14 protein-coding genes and 1 pseudogene are annotated in these 13,937 nt (G+C 62.8%); 9 read left to right on the top strand and 6 right to left on the bottom strand.

All coding sequences use genetic code 11. The features are described 5' to 3' along the window. The first annotated feature begins 130 nt into the window (after positions 1-130). Complete coding sequence (locus Q1W40_RS04955; RefSeq protein WP_300709503.1) at positions 131-1,102, top strand: sodium-dependent bicarbonate transport family permease; 972 nt, start codon at positions 131-133, stop codon at positions 1,100-1,102. A gap of 20 nt (positions 1,103-1,122) precedes the next feature. Here the strand turns inward: Q1W40_RS04955 and Q1W40_RS04950 are convergent, their stop codons facing one another. The 4 genes from Q1W40_RS04950 to Q1W40_RS04935 are packed head-to-tail and all read right to left on the bottom strand — an operon-like array spanning position 1,123 to position 5,745. Continuing rightward, complete coding sequence (locus Q1W40_RS04950) at positions 1,123-2,670, bottom strand: cryptochrome/photolyase family protein (protein ID WP_300709501.1); 1,548 nt, start codon at positions 2,668-2,670, stop codon at positions 1,123-1,125. 1 nt (position 2,671) lies between these two features. Further along, positions 2,672-4,198 (bottom strand): FAD-binding domain-containing protein, encoded by a 1,527-nt coding sequence (locus tag Q1W40_RS04945; RefSeq protein WP_300709499.1) that lies wholly within the window; start codon positions 4,196-4,198, stop codon positions 2,672-2,674. A gap of 16 nt (positions 4,199-4,214) precedes the next feature. Then, a complete protein-coding gene (locus Q1W40_RS04940) occupies positions 4,215-4,724 on the bottom strand; it encodes a hypothetical protein (RefSeq protein WP_300709497.1) in 510 nt (169 codons plus the stop codon). A gap of 19 nt (positions 4,725-4,743) precedes the next feature. Then, on the bottom strand, positions 4,744-5,745 hold the full coding sequence (locus Q1W40_RS04935) for a MerR family transcriptional regulator (RefSeq protein WP_300709495.1): 1,002 nt from the start codon (positions 5,743-5,745) through the stop codon (positions 4,744-4,746). A 113-nt stretch (positions 5,746-5,858) separates the two neighbouring features. On the opposite strand from Q1W40_RS04935, the gene Q1W40_RS04930 reads away from it, so the two are divergent. The 3 genes from Q1W40_RS04930 to Q1W40_RS04920 are packed head-to-tail and all read left to right on the top strand — an operon-like array spanning position 5,859 to position 6,934. Continuing rightward, positions 5,859-6,383, top strand: a complete 525-nt coding sequence (locus Q1W40_RS04930; RefSeq protein ID WP_300709493.1) for an Rrf2 family transcriptional regulator — start codon at positions 5,859-5,861, stop codon at positions 6,381-6,383. A gap of 10 nt (positions 6,384-6,393) precedes the next feature. Continuing rightward, positions 6,394-6,564, top strand: a complete 171-nt coding sequence (locus Q1W40_RS04925; RefSeq protein ID WP_300709492.1) for a DUF2256 domain-containing protein — start codon at positions 6,394-6,396, stop codon at positions 6,562-6,564. Positions 6,565-6,586: 22 nt separating this feature from the next. Continuing rightward, positions 6,587-6,934 (top strand): HNH endonuclease signature motif containing protein, encoded by a 348-nt coding sequence (locus tag Q1W40_RS04920; RefSeq protein WP_315169507.1) that lies wholly within the window; start codon positions 6,587-6,589, stop codon positions 6,932-6,934. Between the two features lie 67 nt (positions 6,935-7,001). On the opposite strand, the pseudogene actP reads toward Q1W40_RS04920, so the two are convergent. Continuing rightward, positions 7,002-7,388 (bottom strand): annotated as a pseudogene (gene actP / locus Q1W40_RS04915) (cation acetate symporter); the annotation flags it as partial. A gap of 106 nt (positions 7,389-7,494) precedes the next feature. Continuing rightward, positions 7,495-8,511 carry an AraC family transcriptional regulator gene (locus Q1W40_RS04910; RefSeq protein ID WP_300709491.1) on the bottom strand — a complete coding sequence of 339 codons (1,017 nt, stop codon included), beginning with the start codon at positions 8,509-8,511 and terminating at the stop codon, positions 7,495-7,497. Positions 8,512-8,611: 100 nt separating this feature from the next. On the opposite strand from Q1W40_RS04910, the gene Q1W40_RS04905 reads away from it, so the two are divergent. From Q1W40_RS04905 to Q1W40_RS04885, 5 genes are all read left to right on the top strand, one after another. Then, positions 8,612-10,219, top strand: a complete 1,608-nt coding sequence (locus tag Q1W40_RS04905; protein ID WP_300709490.1) for a carboxyl transferase domain-containing protein — start codon at positions 8,612-8,614, stop codon at positions 10,217-10,219. A gap of 44 nt (positions 10,220-10,263) precedes the next feature. After that, entirely contained in the window at positions 10,264-10,587 is a 324-nt protein-coding gene (locus Q1W40_RS04900; RefSeq protein WP_300709488.1) for a type II toxin-antitoxin system VapB family antitoxin, read from the top strand. Then, the gene (locus Q1W40_RS04895) at positions 10,584-10,994 is read left to right on the top strand and encodes a PIN domain nuclease (RefSeq protein ID WP_108326724.1); all 411 of its coding nucleotides are present in this window, start codon (positions 10,584-10,586) and stop codon (positions 10,992-10,994) included. The genes Q1W40_RS04900 and Q1W40_RS04895 overlap by 4 nt, the downstream gene beginning before the upstream one ends. A 27-nt stretch (positions 10,995-11,021) precedes the next feature. Continuing rightward, positions 11,022-11,804: an enoyl-CoA hydratase/isomerase family protein gene (locus tag Q1W40_RS04890; RefSeq protein WP_300709484.1), complete on the top strand. Its 783-nt coding sequence runs from the start codon at positions 11,022-11,024 to the stop codon at positions 11,802-11,804. A 97-nt stretch (positions 11,805-11,901) separates the two neighbouring features. Further along, positions 11,902-13,899, top strand: coding sequence for an acetyl/propionyl/methylcrotonyl-CoA carboxylase subunit alpha (locus Q1W40_RS04885; RefSeq protein WP_300709481.1), 1,998 nt, complete (start codon positions 11,902-11,904; stop codon positions 13,897-13,899). Positions 13,900-13,937 lie beyond the last annotated feature (38 nt).

Below are 13,937 nucleotides of genomic sequence, written 5' to 3'. Positions count from 1 at the left end.
CCATGGCTGCGTAGCGTTTCTACTTCTGAGACCCTTGCAAAAGGGGATGATTACCATGTATTTAAAAATCGATTTTACTTTATGAACTGTGGGTCACACAATCACAGCAGTTTTTGATCTGGAGTTTGAAATGCATGTCTTGGTGGACCCCGCGATTTTGTTTTTTGTGTTCGGCGTCTTTGCCGGGCTGGTGAAGTCGAACCTGGAGATTCCCCCGGCGATTTCACGTTTCCTGTCCCTCTACCTCTTGATGGCTTTGGGCCTCAAAGGTGGCTTTGCGCTGGCGCAGTCGGGCCTGACGCCGCAGGTCGCGGTGAGCCTGTCCCTGGCGGTCTTTCTGGCCATGCTGGTGCCCTGGCTGAGCTACCAATGCCTGCGCCGCCTCTTGAGCGGTTTTGATGCGGCGGCCCTGGCGGCCACCTATGGCTCGGTCAGTGCCGTCACCTTCATCACCGCCATGAACCACCTGGAGACGCATGGCCTGGCCTACGGGGGGCACATGGCCGCGGCCATGGCCCTGATGGAATCCCCTGCCATCATCTTTGCCGTGCTGATGGCCAACCGCTTGCGGGGGCAGTCTGGGGCGCAACAGGGTCCAGCAGGCCAGCGCGTTTCGATGGGCAAGATCCTGCACGAGTCGTTCACCGACGGGGCGCAGCTGTTGCTGCTGGGCGCGATGCTGATCGGCATGGTCAGCGGTGAGTCGGGTCAGCGGGCGATGCAGCCGTTTTCAGGTGACCTGTTCAAGGGCATGCTTGCTTTCTTCTTGCTGGACATGGGCCTCATGGCCGCCCGCAACCTGCCGGGTTTGCGCGGCCAGTCGCCCTGGCTGCTGGCCTATGGCCTGCTGGCCCCCCTGGTGCATGCGGGCATGGCGCTGGGCCTGTGCTGGCTGCTCGAAGTCCCCCAGGCCGATGCGGTCTTGCTGATGGTGCTGGCCGCCAGCGCGTCCTACATCGCTGTGCCTGCGGTGCTGCGTTATGCGCTGCCCGAGGCCAACCCGTCCTTGTACGTGGGCCTGTCGCTGGGGCTGACCTTCCCTTTCAACATCCTGCTGGGCATTCCGCTGTATGCCCGGTTGGCGGCTCAGGTGCTGGGCTGAGCGCGCGTGCGGCTCAGCGTTCAGTCATTTTGGCGGTGGGCTTGCGCCTGTTGCGCGATGTTTTCGAGGGTCTCAGCCGACAGGCGGTTCAGGTTTTTGAGCTGCATGGCCATGCGCGGGTTCTTCGCCAGCGATGCCTGGTGGCGACGCAAGAAGTCCCAATACAGCGTGGTGTAGGGGCAGGCCTGTGGGCCCACCGATTGCGCCGGATCAAACTTGCAGCCCTGGCAGTGGTTGCTCATGCGCTGGATGTATTTGCCCGTGGCCACATAAGGCTTGCTCGCCATCAGGCCGGCATCGCCAAACTGCGACATGCCCAGGGTGTTGGGCAGCTCCACCCACTCCACCGCGTCCACATACACACTCAAAAACCAGCTGTGCATCTGCTGCGGGTGCACGCCGCGCAGCAGGCCGTACAGGCCCAATACCATCAGCCGCTGGATGTGGTGCGCGTAGCCATGCCGCAGTGTTTGCTTTAAGGCATCGCGCAAGCAGGCCATGTCGGTCTCGCCGGTCCAGAAAAATTCGGGTAAGGCTTCTTGCGCGTTGAGCGCATTGAGGTCGAGGTAGCGGGGCATCTGCGTCCAGTACATGCCGCGCACGTATTCGCGCCAGCCCAGAATTTGCCGCACAAAACCTTCCACGGCGGGCAACGGCGCATGGCCACGTGTCCAAGCTTGTTCGGCCGCTTGCACCACCTCCTGCGCTGACAGCAGTTTCAGGTTCAGGCAGACCGACAGCTGCGAGTGGTACAGCCACGGTTCACCCGCCCACATGGCGTCTTCGTATTGGCCAAAGAGCGGCAGCCGGTGGGTGATGAAGTCGTCCAAAGCTTGCAGCGCTTGAGTGCGCGTGACGGGCCAGGCAAAGTCGTCCAACTGCCCTGGGGCTTTGGGCAAAACCCGTGACACCAGTGCCAGCACCTCTTGCGTGGTTGCGTCGGGCGCAAAGCGTTGCGGTGCGGGCAGGTTTTGTGGGCCTTGTTTGCCGAACGACTCGCGGTTGTCCGCGTCGAAATTCCACTGCCCGCCCACCGGCTTGCCGCCGTCCATCAGCACGCCAAAGCGTTGGCGCTGTTCGCGGTACCAATACTCCATGCGCAGCTGCTTGCGGCCTTTGGCGTGCGCCGCAAAATCGCGCACCGTGGTGAAAAAGCTCAGGTCGTCGTGCAGCATCAGGGGCTTTTGCTGCGCCTTGGCCGTGGCCTGGATGGCCTGCAAGACGCGCCAGTCGCCCGGCGCGGTCATGCACAGGGCTCGGGGTTGCCAATGCGCGATGGCGCGGGTCAGCTCGCCCGCCAAGGTGCCTGTGTTGTCCGCATCGTCCAGCTCGGTGTAATGCACTGTCCAGCCTTGTGCGCGCAGGGCCTGTGCAAAGTGCCGCATGGCACTCAAAAACAAAGCGGTGCGTTGTTTGGACGAGGGCACATGGGTGGACTCTTGCATGACCTCGGCCATCCAGACCACATCGTGCTCAGGCTCGAAATCCTGCAAGGCACTGGCGTTCAGGTCCAGCTGGTCGCCCAGCACCAGGACCAGGTGCCGAATCGGCGGGGTGGGGTGTTGCATGTCAAAAGTCCAGTGTGGTTTGTGCTTCTTGCGCGGGTGGTGGGCGGCGTTTGCGGGTGCCTTCGGGGCGCTTGCGCGAAGCGTGTTTGTCGATGACGGCTTGCTTGGCTTGACGCACCGGTGAGGTGTTGCGCCTGGCGTGCAGCAAGGCCTTGGCCTTGCGTGTGGCTTCGGGCAGATCGACCACGGGCAGGGGCCAGTCACGGCCCACCACCACGCCGCACTGCGCCTGCACCGACGGCGGCATTTTCCAAGGCTCGAACAACCAGGTGTCGGGCACTTGCCGCAGCACAGGCAGCCAGCGCCGCACAAAGATGCCTTGCGGGTCTTGGTCTTGCGCTTGTTTGATCGGGTTGTACACGCGGGTGGTGTTGATGCCGGTGGTGCCCGACTGCATTTGCATCTGGCTCCAGTGGATGCCGGGTTCGTAATCCACAAACTGCGATGCCAACCAGTGGCCCACTTGGTCCCAGTGCAGCCACAGCGGATACGCCGCCACCGACACCAGCATGGCCCGCATCCTGAAATTGAGCCAGCCGGTTTGCTGCAGCATGGTCACGCAGGCATCCACCAGCGGCCAGCCGGTGGTGGCGCTGCGCAGGCGTTCAAAGTGCGCATCGTTCCAGTCGTTTTCGCGCAGGCCGTCATAGCCCCGGTGCATGTTGCGCGTTTCGATGGCGGGTTCGCTTTCCAGCTTTTGCATGAAGTGGCAATGCCAATGCAGGCGGCTCATGAAAGCGCTCAGCCCTTTGCGTGTCCAGCTGTCCACGTGGGGCTGACGCAGCGTCTCTTCGGTGGCCTGCACCACCTCGCGCAGGCTCAGGCACCCCCAGCTCAAATAGGGCGAGAGTCTGGAGCAAGCACTGCTGGCGCTCAGCGGTGATGAAATGCCGCCCCGGTATTGGCTGCTGCGCTCGCTCAAAAAACTGTGCAGCGTGCGCAGGCCTTCGCTGCGGCCACCGGTTTGGCGCTCTGGGGCTTCGTCTGTGGGGCGCCCCCAAGCTTGCCACTCGGGAAAGGTTTGCGCAGCCCAGGGCCAGTCGGCGCTTTGCAGATCGGGCGTGGGCTCTTGCGGCGCGTCCATCAGCTGCTGCCAGTGCTCACTCCACTGGTCGCGGCTTTGCAGGCGGCGGACCACGCCGTGTTGGCGCTGCTCTTGCCACACCACGCCATGCGATGTGCACCACGTGGCCACCGCCAGGTCGCGTTGGTAGCTCAGGCCATTGCCGGTTTCCTGGTGCGAGTGCAGGTGGCTGAAGGGCTGCACTTGGTGCAGTTGCGCCAACACCTCGGTCACTTCGCCGGTCACCACGTGCAGCACCAGGCCGCAGGCCTTGAGTTGCCGGTACAGGTCGCGCAGGCATTCACGCACAAAGTCGAACTGCCTTTGCGAGGCATCGGGGGCGCACCAATAGGAGGGCTCGATGATGTACACGCACAGCACTGGCCCTTGCGCGGCCGCCTGCGCCAAGGCCGCGTGGTCATGCACGCGCAAATCGCGCTTGAACCAGACCAGTTGTGTGCCCATGTTGTGCGCCTGCTGCTCAATGCACCAGCTGGGGCTCGAAGCAAGCCAGCAGCTCAGGCGGCGCCGATGACACTTGTCGCGCCAGATAAGAGCGGATCAAAGGTGCCGCGCGCCAGGGGTGTGTCTGCCCGCTCCAGATGCCGTGCGGTTCGATCTGCAAACGGCCCGCCACGGCGCGCATCAGCACCACCGAGGGCAGCAAGTCATCGAATTGCACCTCGACCAAGAGCCATGGACCTGCGCGCCATGACGACTGCAAGCGGGCCGAGCGTGAAGCCGGTGGGCTGTAGGCCCGCACGCTGGCCAGGGCTTGGGCGAACAAGACGTCTTGTTGCGTCAGCTTTTGCACCGCTGAGCAGTCACGCCGCAGGCGATTGCTGGTGTCGGCCACCCAGCCTTGCACGTCCACCGCACGCCCGTCGATGGCCAGCAGGTGGCCGTTGTCGGTAGGCATCCACCGCAGGTGACTCAGGGCAACCCCCAGCGCTGTGAGGGCCAGCACGGTCAGGGCAACATGTCGTTTCATGGTTCAAGCACGCCTGAAGTCAGGATGCTTGTGCGCCCCAAGAGGGCATCTGCGGCAGCGTGATGTTTTCGTGTTGCGCCACCATCTCCAAAGCCTTTTCAAACAAGGCGCGGGCCGAGCCCGACACCGAGCTCAGGTAGGCGTGCAAATGCGCATCCTCTGCGCTTTTGTTCAGACACTCCTGGCTGTACTGCTCAAAGCTGGCCAGTTGCGAGATCAACTCGGCCACATGGCGTGGGCATTCGCACAGCACTTTGTTGGGGCTGTTGGCCACGCGGTGCAAGGTCTCGTCGCTGTATTTGCGCGGCGGCACCAAACCGCTGCGCTGCACATCGCTCGCCTCGGGGTTGTGGTCCAGCCACAAGAGCGAGTTGATCAACTCGCCCAGCTCCGCATTCGAGATCGGCTCCCTGCGCACCTTGATGCCCGCCAGCTTGAGGCCCGCGATGACGGGCTCCTGCCCGAAGTTGTAGAGCACGATCGCTTGCTGAAACGGGTGGGCGTGCACCAGGCGCTGGATGTCGTTGCCCGCCAGCACGTGCAAGGAGTTCACCCGCACCAGCAGCACCTGCGGGCGCGAGGGCATGGGGGCTTGGGCGGCCTCGTCCAGGTCTTCCAGGATCTCGGTGATCTGGATCGGCTTGTCGGGCAAAGCCAGCGCCAGTTGGCCCGAGGCGACGCGTGCGGCCATGCCCACACCCACCACCGCCACGGTGACCGGGGCCTGCGAGGGCGCTGCCGTGCGGCTGCGCTGGCCCGCGCTGCGTTGTTGCTGCAGCAATGCATTGAGTTGTGTGGCGGACAGCTTGGCCAAAGTGCTGATGCTGTGCCCGCATTCGGTCAGCTGCCGGATCAAGGACGCCCGCAGCGCATCTTCGTCGGAGTAAAGCCGGTGTCGGCCTTCCGACTTGCCCGGTGTGAATGCGCCGTGCCGCACCTCCCAAACCCGAAGTGTGGAGACAGGCACACCGCTGAGTGCCGAGATGGCGCCGATGCGGTGGTTGGCAATGGGTGAGCTCATGGCGGATGTTTTGAGTAGATATTGAACTGAATTTTATGTATAAATTAAAAATTGAGTAGATATTGGGGTGATGGGTGGTAGATTCAGCACCCAGAAGTGGAGGACATCCCTGTATGTTGAGCAAAAAAGTGTTTCATGCCGTCAATGCCCTGGTGGTCATGGCGGGGCTGCCCACAGGCAACACCATCACCACCGCCGATTTGGCTGCTCAGGTGGGCTTGTCGGTGTCCTACGTAGAAAGCCTGCTCAAAGCGCTGCGTGAGCATGGTTTTGTCCGTGCCACCCGTGGGCCTGGCGGCGGCTACGACCTGGCCCACAGTGCCGAGAGCATGAGCGTCTGGTCGGTGGTGGCGGCGCTGGACCCTTACCAAGAGCCAGCAGCTGTGCAGGGCGACTTGCAAATCGATCTGGAGCAAGCCATCGGCCAGTCTCTGGAGCGCGAATTGCAAGCCTTTTTGAGCGCCACCTTCATCGCCGATCATGTGAGCGAGGCCACCACCTTGTCGCTGCCCCGCAAAGCCAAGGTCTGGGACTTCGGCTTCAAGCCGATGGCGCCCCCATGGCGACCCGAAGCCCCCAACTCGGTGTTCCAGTTGTCGCAATTCATCGCCGAGCCTGTGGCAGCCTGGCGCACTTGACTTTCACGGTATGCGCAGCGGATTCAAAGGCAACAAGGCAAGCCTGCCCAGCAAGCCTTGCCATGTCTGTCAGCGCGACATGACCTGGCGCAAGGCCTGGGCCAAGAATTGGGACGAGGTCAAATACTGCTGCGACGCCTGCCGCAGCGCGGCCAAGCGTCGGCAGCCGCCTGCGGCCTGATCCCTGCCGCAAAGCGCTGCTTGTGTTGGGCAAGATCAAACGACAGCAACGATGGGCGCTGGATTTGGCACGCCAGCCCGTCGCGCTGCCGGTCTGCCCTTTGTGCGGCCGCGAGATTCCGCCTGCCGAGCAAGACGCGCATCACTTTGTACCCAAGTCCAAAGGCGGGCGCGAGACCCAGCTGCTGCACCGCATCTGCCACCGGCAAATCCATGCGCTCTTGTCCGAGAACGAACTGGCGCGGCAGTTCAACACCCCGCAAGCTTTGCTGGCGCACCCGGATGTGCTCAAGTTTGTGACCTGGGTCCAGCGCAAGCCGCCTGATTTTTTTGAGAAAAGCCGAAAAAGCGCCCAACGGCGACGTGCGTGAACATCCCGATCGACCATGAAAAAGGGCGCCGAAGCGCCCTTTGGGTTTTTCAATCGAAACTGAAAAATCAGTGGTCCGAAGCCGCGGCAGCGCCGTAGCCGGTTTCAGAGCGCACTTGCTGAGCCGGGAAGGCCGCGCGTTCTTTTTGGGCTTGTTCGCTCTTGTCCAAAATCGAGAACAACCAGATGCCCACGAAACCGATGGTCATCGAGAACAAAGCGGGCGAGCTGTACTGGAACCAGGCTGAGCCCTTGGGGTTGCCCAAGGTCACTTCCCACACCGCAGGCGACACCACCGTGAGGCCCACCGAATAAATCAGGCCCAGGAAGCCGCCAATCACCGCGCCACGTGTCGTGCAGTCTTTCCACAGCACCGACAAGAACAGCACCGGGAAGTTGGCCGAAGCCGCGATCGCAAAAGCCAGCGACACCATGAAGGCGATGATCTGCTTTTGCGCATCTTTCACGTTCTATGCCGGGGCCATCTTTTGCGTGATTGCAGGGCTGGGCTTGCTGCTTCAACCGCGATCCGCGTTGACAACGCCGCAAGAAACTTGACCGTCATCGTCCGGAGCGGAATTCATCGGGCGTTAGCCCCGTCCAGCTTTTGAAGGCCCGCATGAAGCTCTTCTCATTTTGAAACCCCACTTCGGCGGCCACTTGCTTGATGGGCCGCGTGCTGCGCAACAGTAAATCGCTGGCCATATCGCGGCGCACCGCATCCTTGAGTGCTTGCAGGCTTGCGCCTTCTTCTTTGAGTTGCCGGTGGAGTGTGCGCGGTGACAAGTTGAGCCATGCCGCCAGATCGTCGGCATTGCGGTTGTGCTCGGGGTGCTCGGCCAGTGACTGGCGCACTTTTTCGACCAGCAGGCGGTCGCGTCGGTAGGGGCGCACCGTCAGCAGCAGGGCGCGTTGCAGCATGCGTTGCAGGGCCGCTTCGTCGCGTCGAATGGGCAGCTGAAGGTAGCCCGCGTCAAAGCTCAGCTGGCTGTGCGGAGCCTCAAAGCGCACCGGCCCGTCAAACAGCACGCGGTAGCTGTCGGCATGGCGCGGTGGCGCAAATTGCAGGTCGGTGGCGCTCAGCGGGATGCGCGAGTCGGTCAGCCAGCAGGCCACGCCCAGTGCGTTGCGCAGCACCGACACGGTGCAGAACTCGCGCAGGTCTTTCAGGTCGTGCTCTTCGTGCAGCTCGATGTGAGCTTTCCCGTTCGATGTGCTCAGGGTCAGACGGATGTCATCGGTCAACAGGTTGTGGTGGCGGCACCAGCGGGCCAGCGCCACGCCCAGGTTGGGGGCTGTCAGCGAGGCGCGCACCAGCATGCCGTAGCTGCCCCAGGGCAGGCGGCGGCGAAACCAGCCCAGCGCCTCGTCGTCCAGCTCGCGCATGGCGGCCTCACTCATCCACTCCATCTGCAGTGCGGTCACGCGGGCGTTGGCCTGGCGCAGTAAGTTTGGCGCAATTTGTGCCGTTTTCAAGGCGCCTGACGGGTCCATGCCGCGGGCCTCATAGGCCGAAACCATCGCCTGAATGAAGGCAATCGGGGTCTCGGCGCGTGAGGAGCGGGTGTTGGGGCTCATGTTGTGGTGTATTTTGGCAGGATTTGCAACCTGTCTGGCATGCCGACCTTGGGGCAGGGACTTATGCTGGCGACTGCCCGTGTTTCCACCGGAAGACCCCATGACCGTTTTGCAAACCCAACTCAATTCCCGCTCGGCCGAATTTGTGGCCAACGCCGCCGCCATGCAGGCCGTGGTCGATGACCTGCGCACCCACCTGGAGCGTGTGGCCCAGGGCGGTGGCGAAGCCGCCCGCGCCAAGCACACCGCCCGCGGCAAGCTGTTGCCGCGTGACCGCGTGCAGATGCTGCTCGATCCCGGCACACCTTTCCTTGAAGTCGCGCCGCTGGCGGCTCTGAACATGTACAACAACGACGCGCCCAGCTCGGGCGTGATCGTGGGCATTGGGCGTGTGAACGGTGTGGACTGCATGATCGTCTGCAACGACGCCACCGTGAAGGGCGGCACCTACTACCCCATGACTGTCAAGAAGCACCTGCGCGCGCAAGAGATCGCACAGCAAAACCGCTTGCCCTGCATCTACCTGGTGGACTCGGGCGGTGCCAACCTGCCGAATCAGGACGAGGTCTTCCCCGACCGCGACCACTTCGGCCGCATCTTCTTCAACCAGGCCAACATGAGCGCGCAGGGTATCGCGCAGATCGCGGTGGTCATGGGCAGTTGCACAGCGGGCGGCGCTTATGTGCCCGCCATGAGCGACGAGACCATCATCGTCAAGAACCAGGGCACCATCTTTTTGGGTGGGCCGCCCTTGGTGAAGGCCGCCACCGGCGAGGTGGTGAGCGCCGAAGACTTGGGCGGCGGCGATGTGCACACGCGCCTCTCGGGCGTGGCCGATCACCTCGCGCAAAACGATTTGCATGCGCTGTCTTTGGCGCGTCAGGCGGTCAAGAACCTGAACGCGCAAAAGGCCCCCAACATCGCGACGCATGCGCCCGTGCTACCCAAGTACGAGGCCAAAGAGCTGTACGGTGTGATCCCGACCGACACGCGCAAGCCCTTCGATGTGCGCGAGATCATCGCTCGCATCGTCGACGGCTCCGAGTTCGATGAATTCAAATCGCGCTTTGGCACCACCCTGGTCTGCGGCTTTGCCCGCATCGAAGGCATGCCGGTGGGCATCATCGCCAACAACGGCATCCTGTTCAGCGAGTCGGCGCTCAAGGGCGCGCACTTCATCGAGCTGTGCTGCCAGCGCAAGATCCCGCTGGTGTTTTTGCAGAACATCACCGGCTTCATGGTGGGCCGCAAATACGAAAACGAAGGCATCGCCCGCAACGGCGCCAAGATGGTCACGGCTGTGGCCACGGCCGCTGTGCCCAAGTTCACCATCATCATTGGCGGCAGCTTTGGCGCGGGTAACTACGGCATGTGCGGCCGTGCTTACTCGCCACGTTTCTTGTGGATGTGGCCCAACGCCCGCATCTCCGTCATGGGCGGCGAGCAGGCCGCCAGTGTGCTGGCCACGGTCAAGCGCGACGGCATCGAAGCCAAGGGCGGCCAGTGGAGCGCCGACGAAGAAGCCGCTTTCAAGGCCCCCATCAAAGAGCAATACGAAGTACAAGGCCACCCTTACTACGCCACCGCCCGCCTGTGGGACGACGGCGTGATCGACCCCGCCGACACCCGCCGCGTGCTGGCGCTGGGCCTGAGCGCATCGCTCAATGCGCCGATCCCCGAGACGAAATTTGGACTTTTCCGCATGTGATGTGTATGATTTTATAAATTCATACACATTAAGAGGCCAAGACCATGCGAACCAACATTGAAATCGACGACGACTTGATGGCCGCAGCCATGGAAGCGGGCGGCTTCAAGACCAAGAAAGAAGCGGTCGAAGAGGGCTTGCGCTTGGTGCGTCGCCGTCAGGTCTACAACGGTTTGTTGGCCTTGCGCGGCAAGTTGCAATGGGACGATACGGACGCGGCATGGGCACAGGCCCACACTGAAGAAACGCCTGCGATGGCCGTGCAGGAGCCCAAAGCCGCCTATTCGGTGCCCAAAAAGGCGGCTGCCAAAGCGCGCACCACCCAAGCCAAAAAGCCTGCGAAAGCAGCACGGAGCAAAGCCAAATGATCCTGGTGGACTCCAGCGTCTGGATCGACTTCTTCCGTGATGGACGAAGCGCGCAAAGCCAGACCTTGGCCCGATGCCTGGGCGACTCCAGCATCGAAGTCGGCATGGCCGATTTGGTGCTGTTCGAGGTGATGCGTGGCTTTCGTGAGGGCACATTGATGCGACAAGCCCAAACACTGCTCAGCGCATTGCCCCAGGTCGAGATCGGAGGCACAGCCCCTGCGCTCAAGGCTGCCGAGCGCTACCGGAAGCTGCGTCAATCAGGCCGTACCGTGCGCAGCCCCATCGACGTGCTGCTGGCCAGCTACTGCATCACGAACGGCCACACTTTGCTGCACCGCGATGCGGACTTTGAATCACTCCAAACATTGGGCGGGCTGCACACCTGGCCACACCCAACCACCTGAAAAAACCTTCAACCGAGCCCAAGCACCATGTACCAAACCCTCGAAATTGAACGCCACAACCGCGTTGCCACCGTGTGGATGAACCGCCCCGATGTGCACAACGCTTTTGACGAAGCTCTGATCGCCGAACTCACGGCCGCTTGCGAAGCCTTGGATGCCGACGACAGCGTGCGCGTGGTGGTGCTGGCCGGTCGCGGCAAGAGCTTTTCGGCCGGCGCTGACCTGAACTGGATGAAGCGCGCCGCACAAAACGGCGTGGACGACAACCTGCGCGACGCCCGGGCTCTAGCCCGCATGCTGCGCGTGTTGGCTGAGATGAAGAAGCCCACCATTGCCCGCGTGCAAGGCGCTGCGCTGGGTGGCGGCACCGGACTCACGGCCGCGTGCGACATCGCCGTTGCTTCAACCAAGGCGGTGTTTGCCACATCCGAAGTGAAGTTCGGCATCATCCCTGCCGCCATCAGCCCCTATGTGGTGCGGGCCATCGGCGCACGTCAGAGCTACCGTTACTTTCAGTCGGCCGAGCGCATCGACGCCGTGCGCGCCCGTGAGCTGGGTCTGGTGCACGAAGCGGTGGAGCCCGAGCAGCTGGATGCCAAGGTACAGGACATCGTGGACGCGCTGATTCAAGGCGGCCCGCTCTCGCAAGCCGCCGCCAAAGATTTGATCCGCGCCGTCGACAACAAGCCGATCAACGACGTCGTGGTGGAAGACACCGCCCAGCGCATCGCAGGTCTGCGCGCCACGCCTGAAGCGCAGGATGGCCTGTCGGCCTTTTTGGATAAGCGTCAGCCGGGTTGGATGCTGTGATGCTTTTTTTGGAGTCGTCATCGCCAGCGTTGCGTGGTGACCCATGGACTGCCGCGTCGCTGCGCTCCTCGCAGTGACGGCTTAACAGGAGTTGAGGATGTTTACAAAAATTTTGATCGCCAACCGTGGCGAAATTGCTTGCCGCGTGGCAGCCACTGCACGCCGCATGGGCATCCAAACCGTGGCGGTTTATTCCGATGCCGACGCCGGTGCCAAGCACGTGCAAGCCTGCGACGAAGCCGTGCACGTGGGCGGCTCTGCGCCCAAGGACAGCTATCTGCGCTGGGAGCGGATTCTGGAAGCCGCCAAGGCCACAGGCGCCGAGGCGGTGCACCCGGGCTATGGCTTTTTGAGCGAGAACGAAGACTTCGCCAAAGCCTGCGCTGCTGCGGGCTTGGTGTTCATCGGCCCGCCTGCCTCGGCCATTTTGGCGATGGGACTCAAAGCCGAGTCCAAGCGCTTGATGGAATCTGCTGGCGTGCCGCTGGTGCCTGGTTACCACGGGGCTGACCAAGACCCGGCGCTGTTGCAGCGCGAAGCCGACCGCATCGGTTATCCCGCCCTCATCAAGGCCAGCGCGGGTGGCGGCGGCAAAGGCATGCGCGTGGTCGAGAAGCCCGAAGATTTTGCTGCGGCGCTCGCATCGTGCAAACGCGAGGCCATCAACAGCTTTGGCAGCGACGCGGTGCTGATCGAAAAGTATTTGCAGCGCCCTCGCCACATCGAGATCCAGGTGTTTGGCGACACGCAAGGCAACTGCGTGTATTTGTTCGAGCGCGACTGCTCGGTGCAGCGCCGCCACCAAAAAGTGCTCGAAGAAGCCCCAGCCCCCGGCATGACCGAAAGCCTGCGTGCACAGATGGGCGCAGCCGCTGTGGCCGCTGCCAAGGCGGTGAACTACGTGGGTGCGGGCACGGTGGAATTCATCGTCGAGCAAACGGCCTACGATCAGCCCGAGTCCATGAAGTTCTTCTTCATGGAGATGAACACCCGACTGCAGGTGGAGCACCCCGTGACCGAAGCCATCACTGGTTTGGACCTGGTGGAGTGGCAACTGCGCGTCGCCAGCGGCGAGCCGCTGCCTTTGGCGCAAGACCAGATCCGCATTCAGGGTCATGCCATCGAAGCGCGCATTTGCGCCGAGAACCCCGACAACAACTTCTTGCCCGCCACCGGCACTTTGCAGGTTTACCGCAAGCCGCAAGCCAGCAGCTTTGAGCGCAACACCGTGCGCATCGACGATGGCGTGCGCGAGGGCGACACCATCAGCCCGTTTTACGACTCCATGGTGGCCAAGCTGATCGTGCACGGCGACACCCGCGAGCAAGCGCTGGCGCGCCTGGACACCGCGCTGGCCCAAACCCATATCGTCGGCCTGAACACCAACGTGCAGTTCTTGCGCCATGTGGTGCGCTCGCCCGCGTTTGCCAAGGCCCAGCTCGACACCGCGCTCATTCAGCGAGAAAGCGCCGTGCTGTTCAAGCAAGACCCGGTCGGTCTGGAGCCCGCAGCCGCTGCCGTGATCGCCGATGCCCTGCAATCGGAAGCCGCGGTGCAGGGCGCTGACCCCTTCAGCCGCCGCGACGGCTGGCAGTCGCACGGCACCACACGCCGCCGCTTTGAACTCGAATACGACGGCCAGCCCGTGCGTGCGGTGCTGACCTATGGCTCGCAGCTGTTGTTGCAAGTGGGCGAGGGCGCAGAAAGCGCTCTGCAGTTCACGCCCCAAGGCGATGGCTTGTGGGTGCAGTTCAATGGCCAGCGCATCCACAGCACAGTCCACGCGCAAGGCGAAACCCGCCATGTGTTTACCCCGCAAGGCGCGGCCCGCATCAGCCTGCTTGACCCACTGGCCCACGCTGGCGAAGCCGCCCAAGAGGGCGGGCGCCTCACGGCCCCCATGCCCGGCAAAGTCGTGTCCTTTGCCGTCAAGGCGGGTGACAATGTCAAGGCCGGTCAGCCGCTGGCGGTCATGGAAGCCATGAAGATGGAACACACCATCAGTGCCCCCAAAGACGGCACCGTGGCCGAGCTGCTGTACGCGCCTGGCGACCAAGTGACCGAAGGGGCCGAGCTGCTCAAGCTCGCGGCGTGATGGGCATGTTGGCGCAAGTCAAGCGCCTCTGCCGTCAT

The organism is Limnohabitans sp. (assembly GCF_030158565.1).
GTDB lineage: Bacteria > Pseudomonadota > Gammaproteobacteria > Burkholderiales > Burkholderiaceae_C > Limnohabitans_A.
Note: the sequence above shows the minus strand (reverse complement) of the source record. Positions and strands in the feature narration are given on the sequence as shown.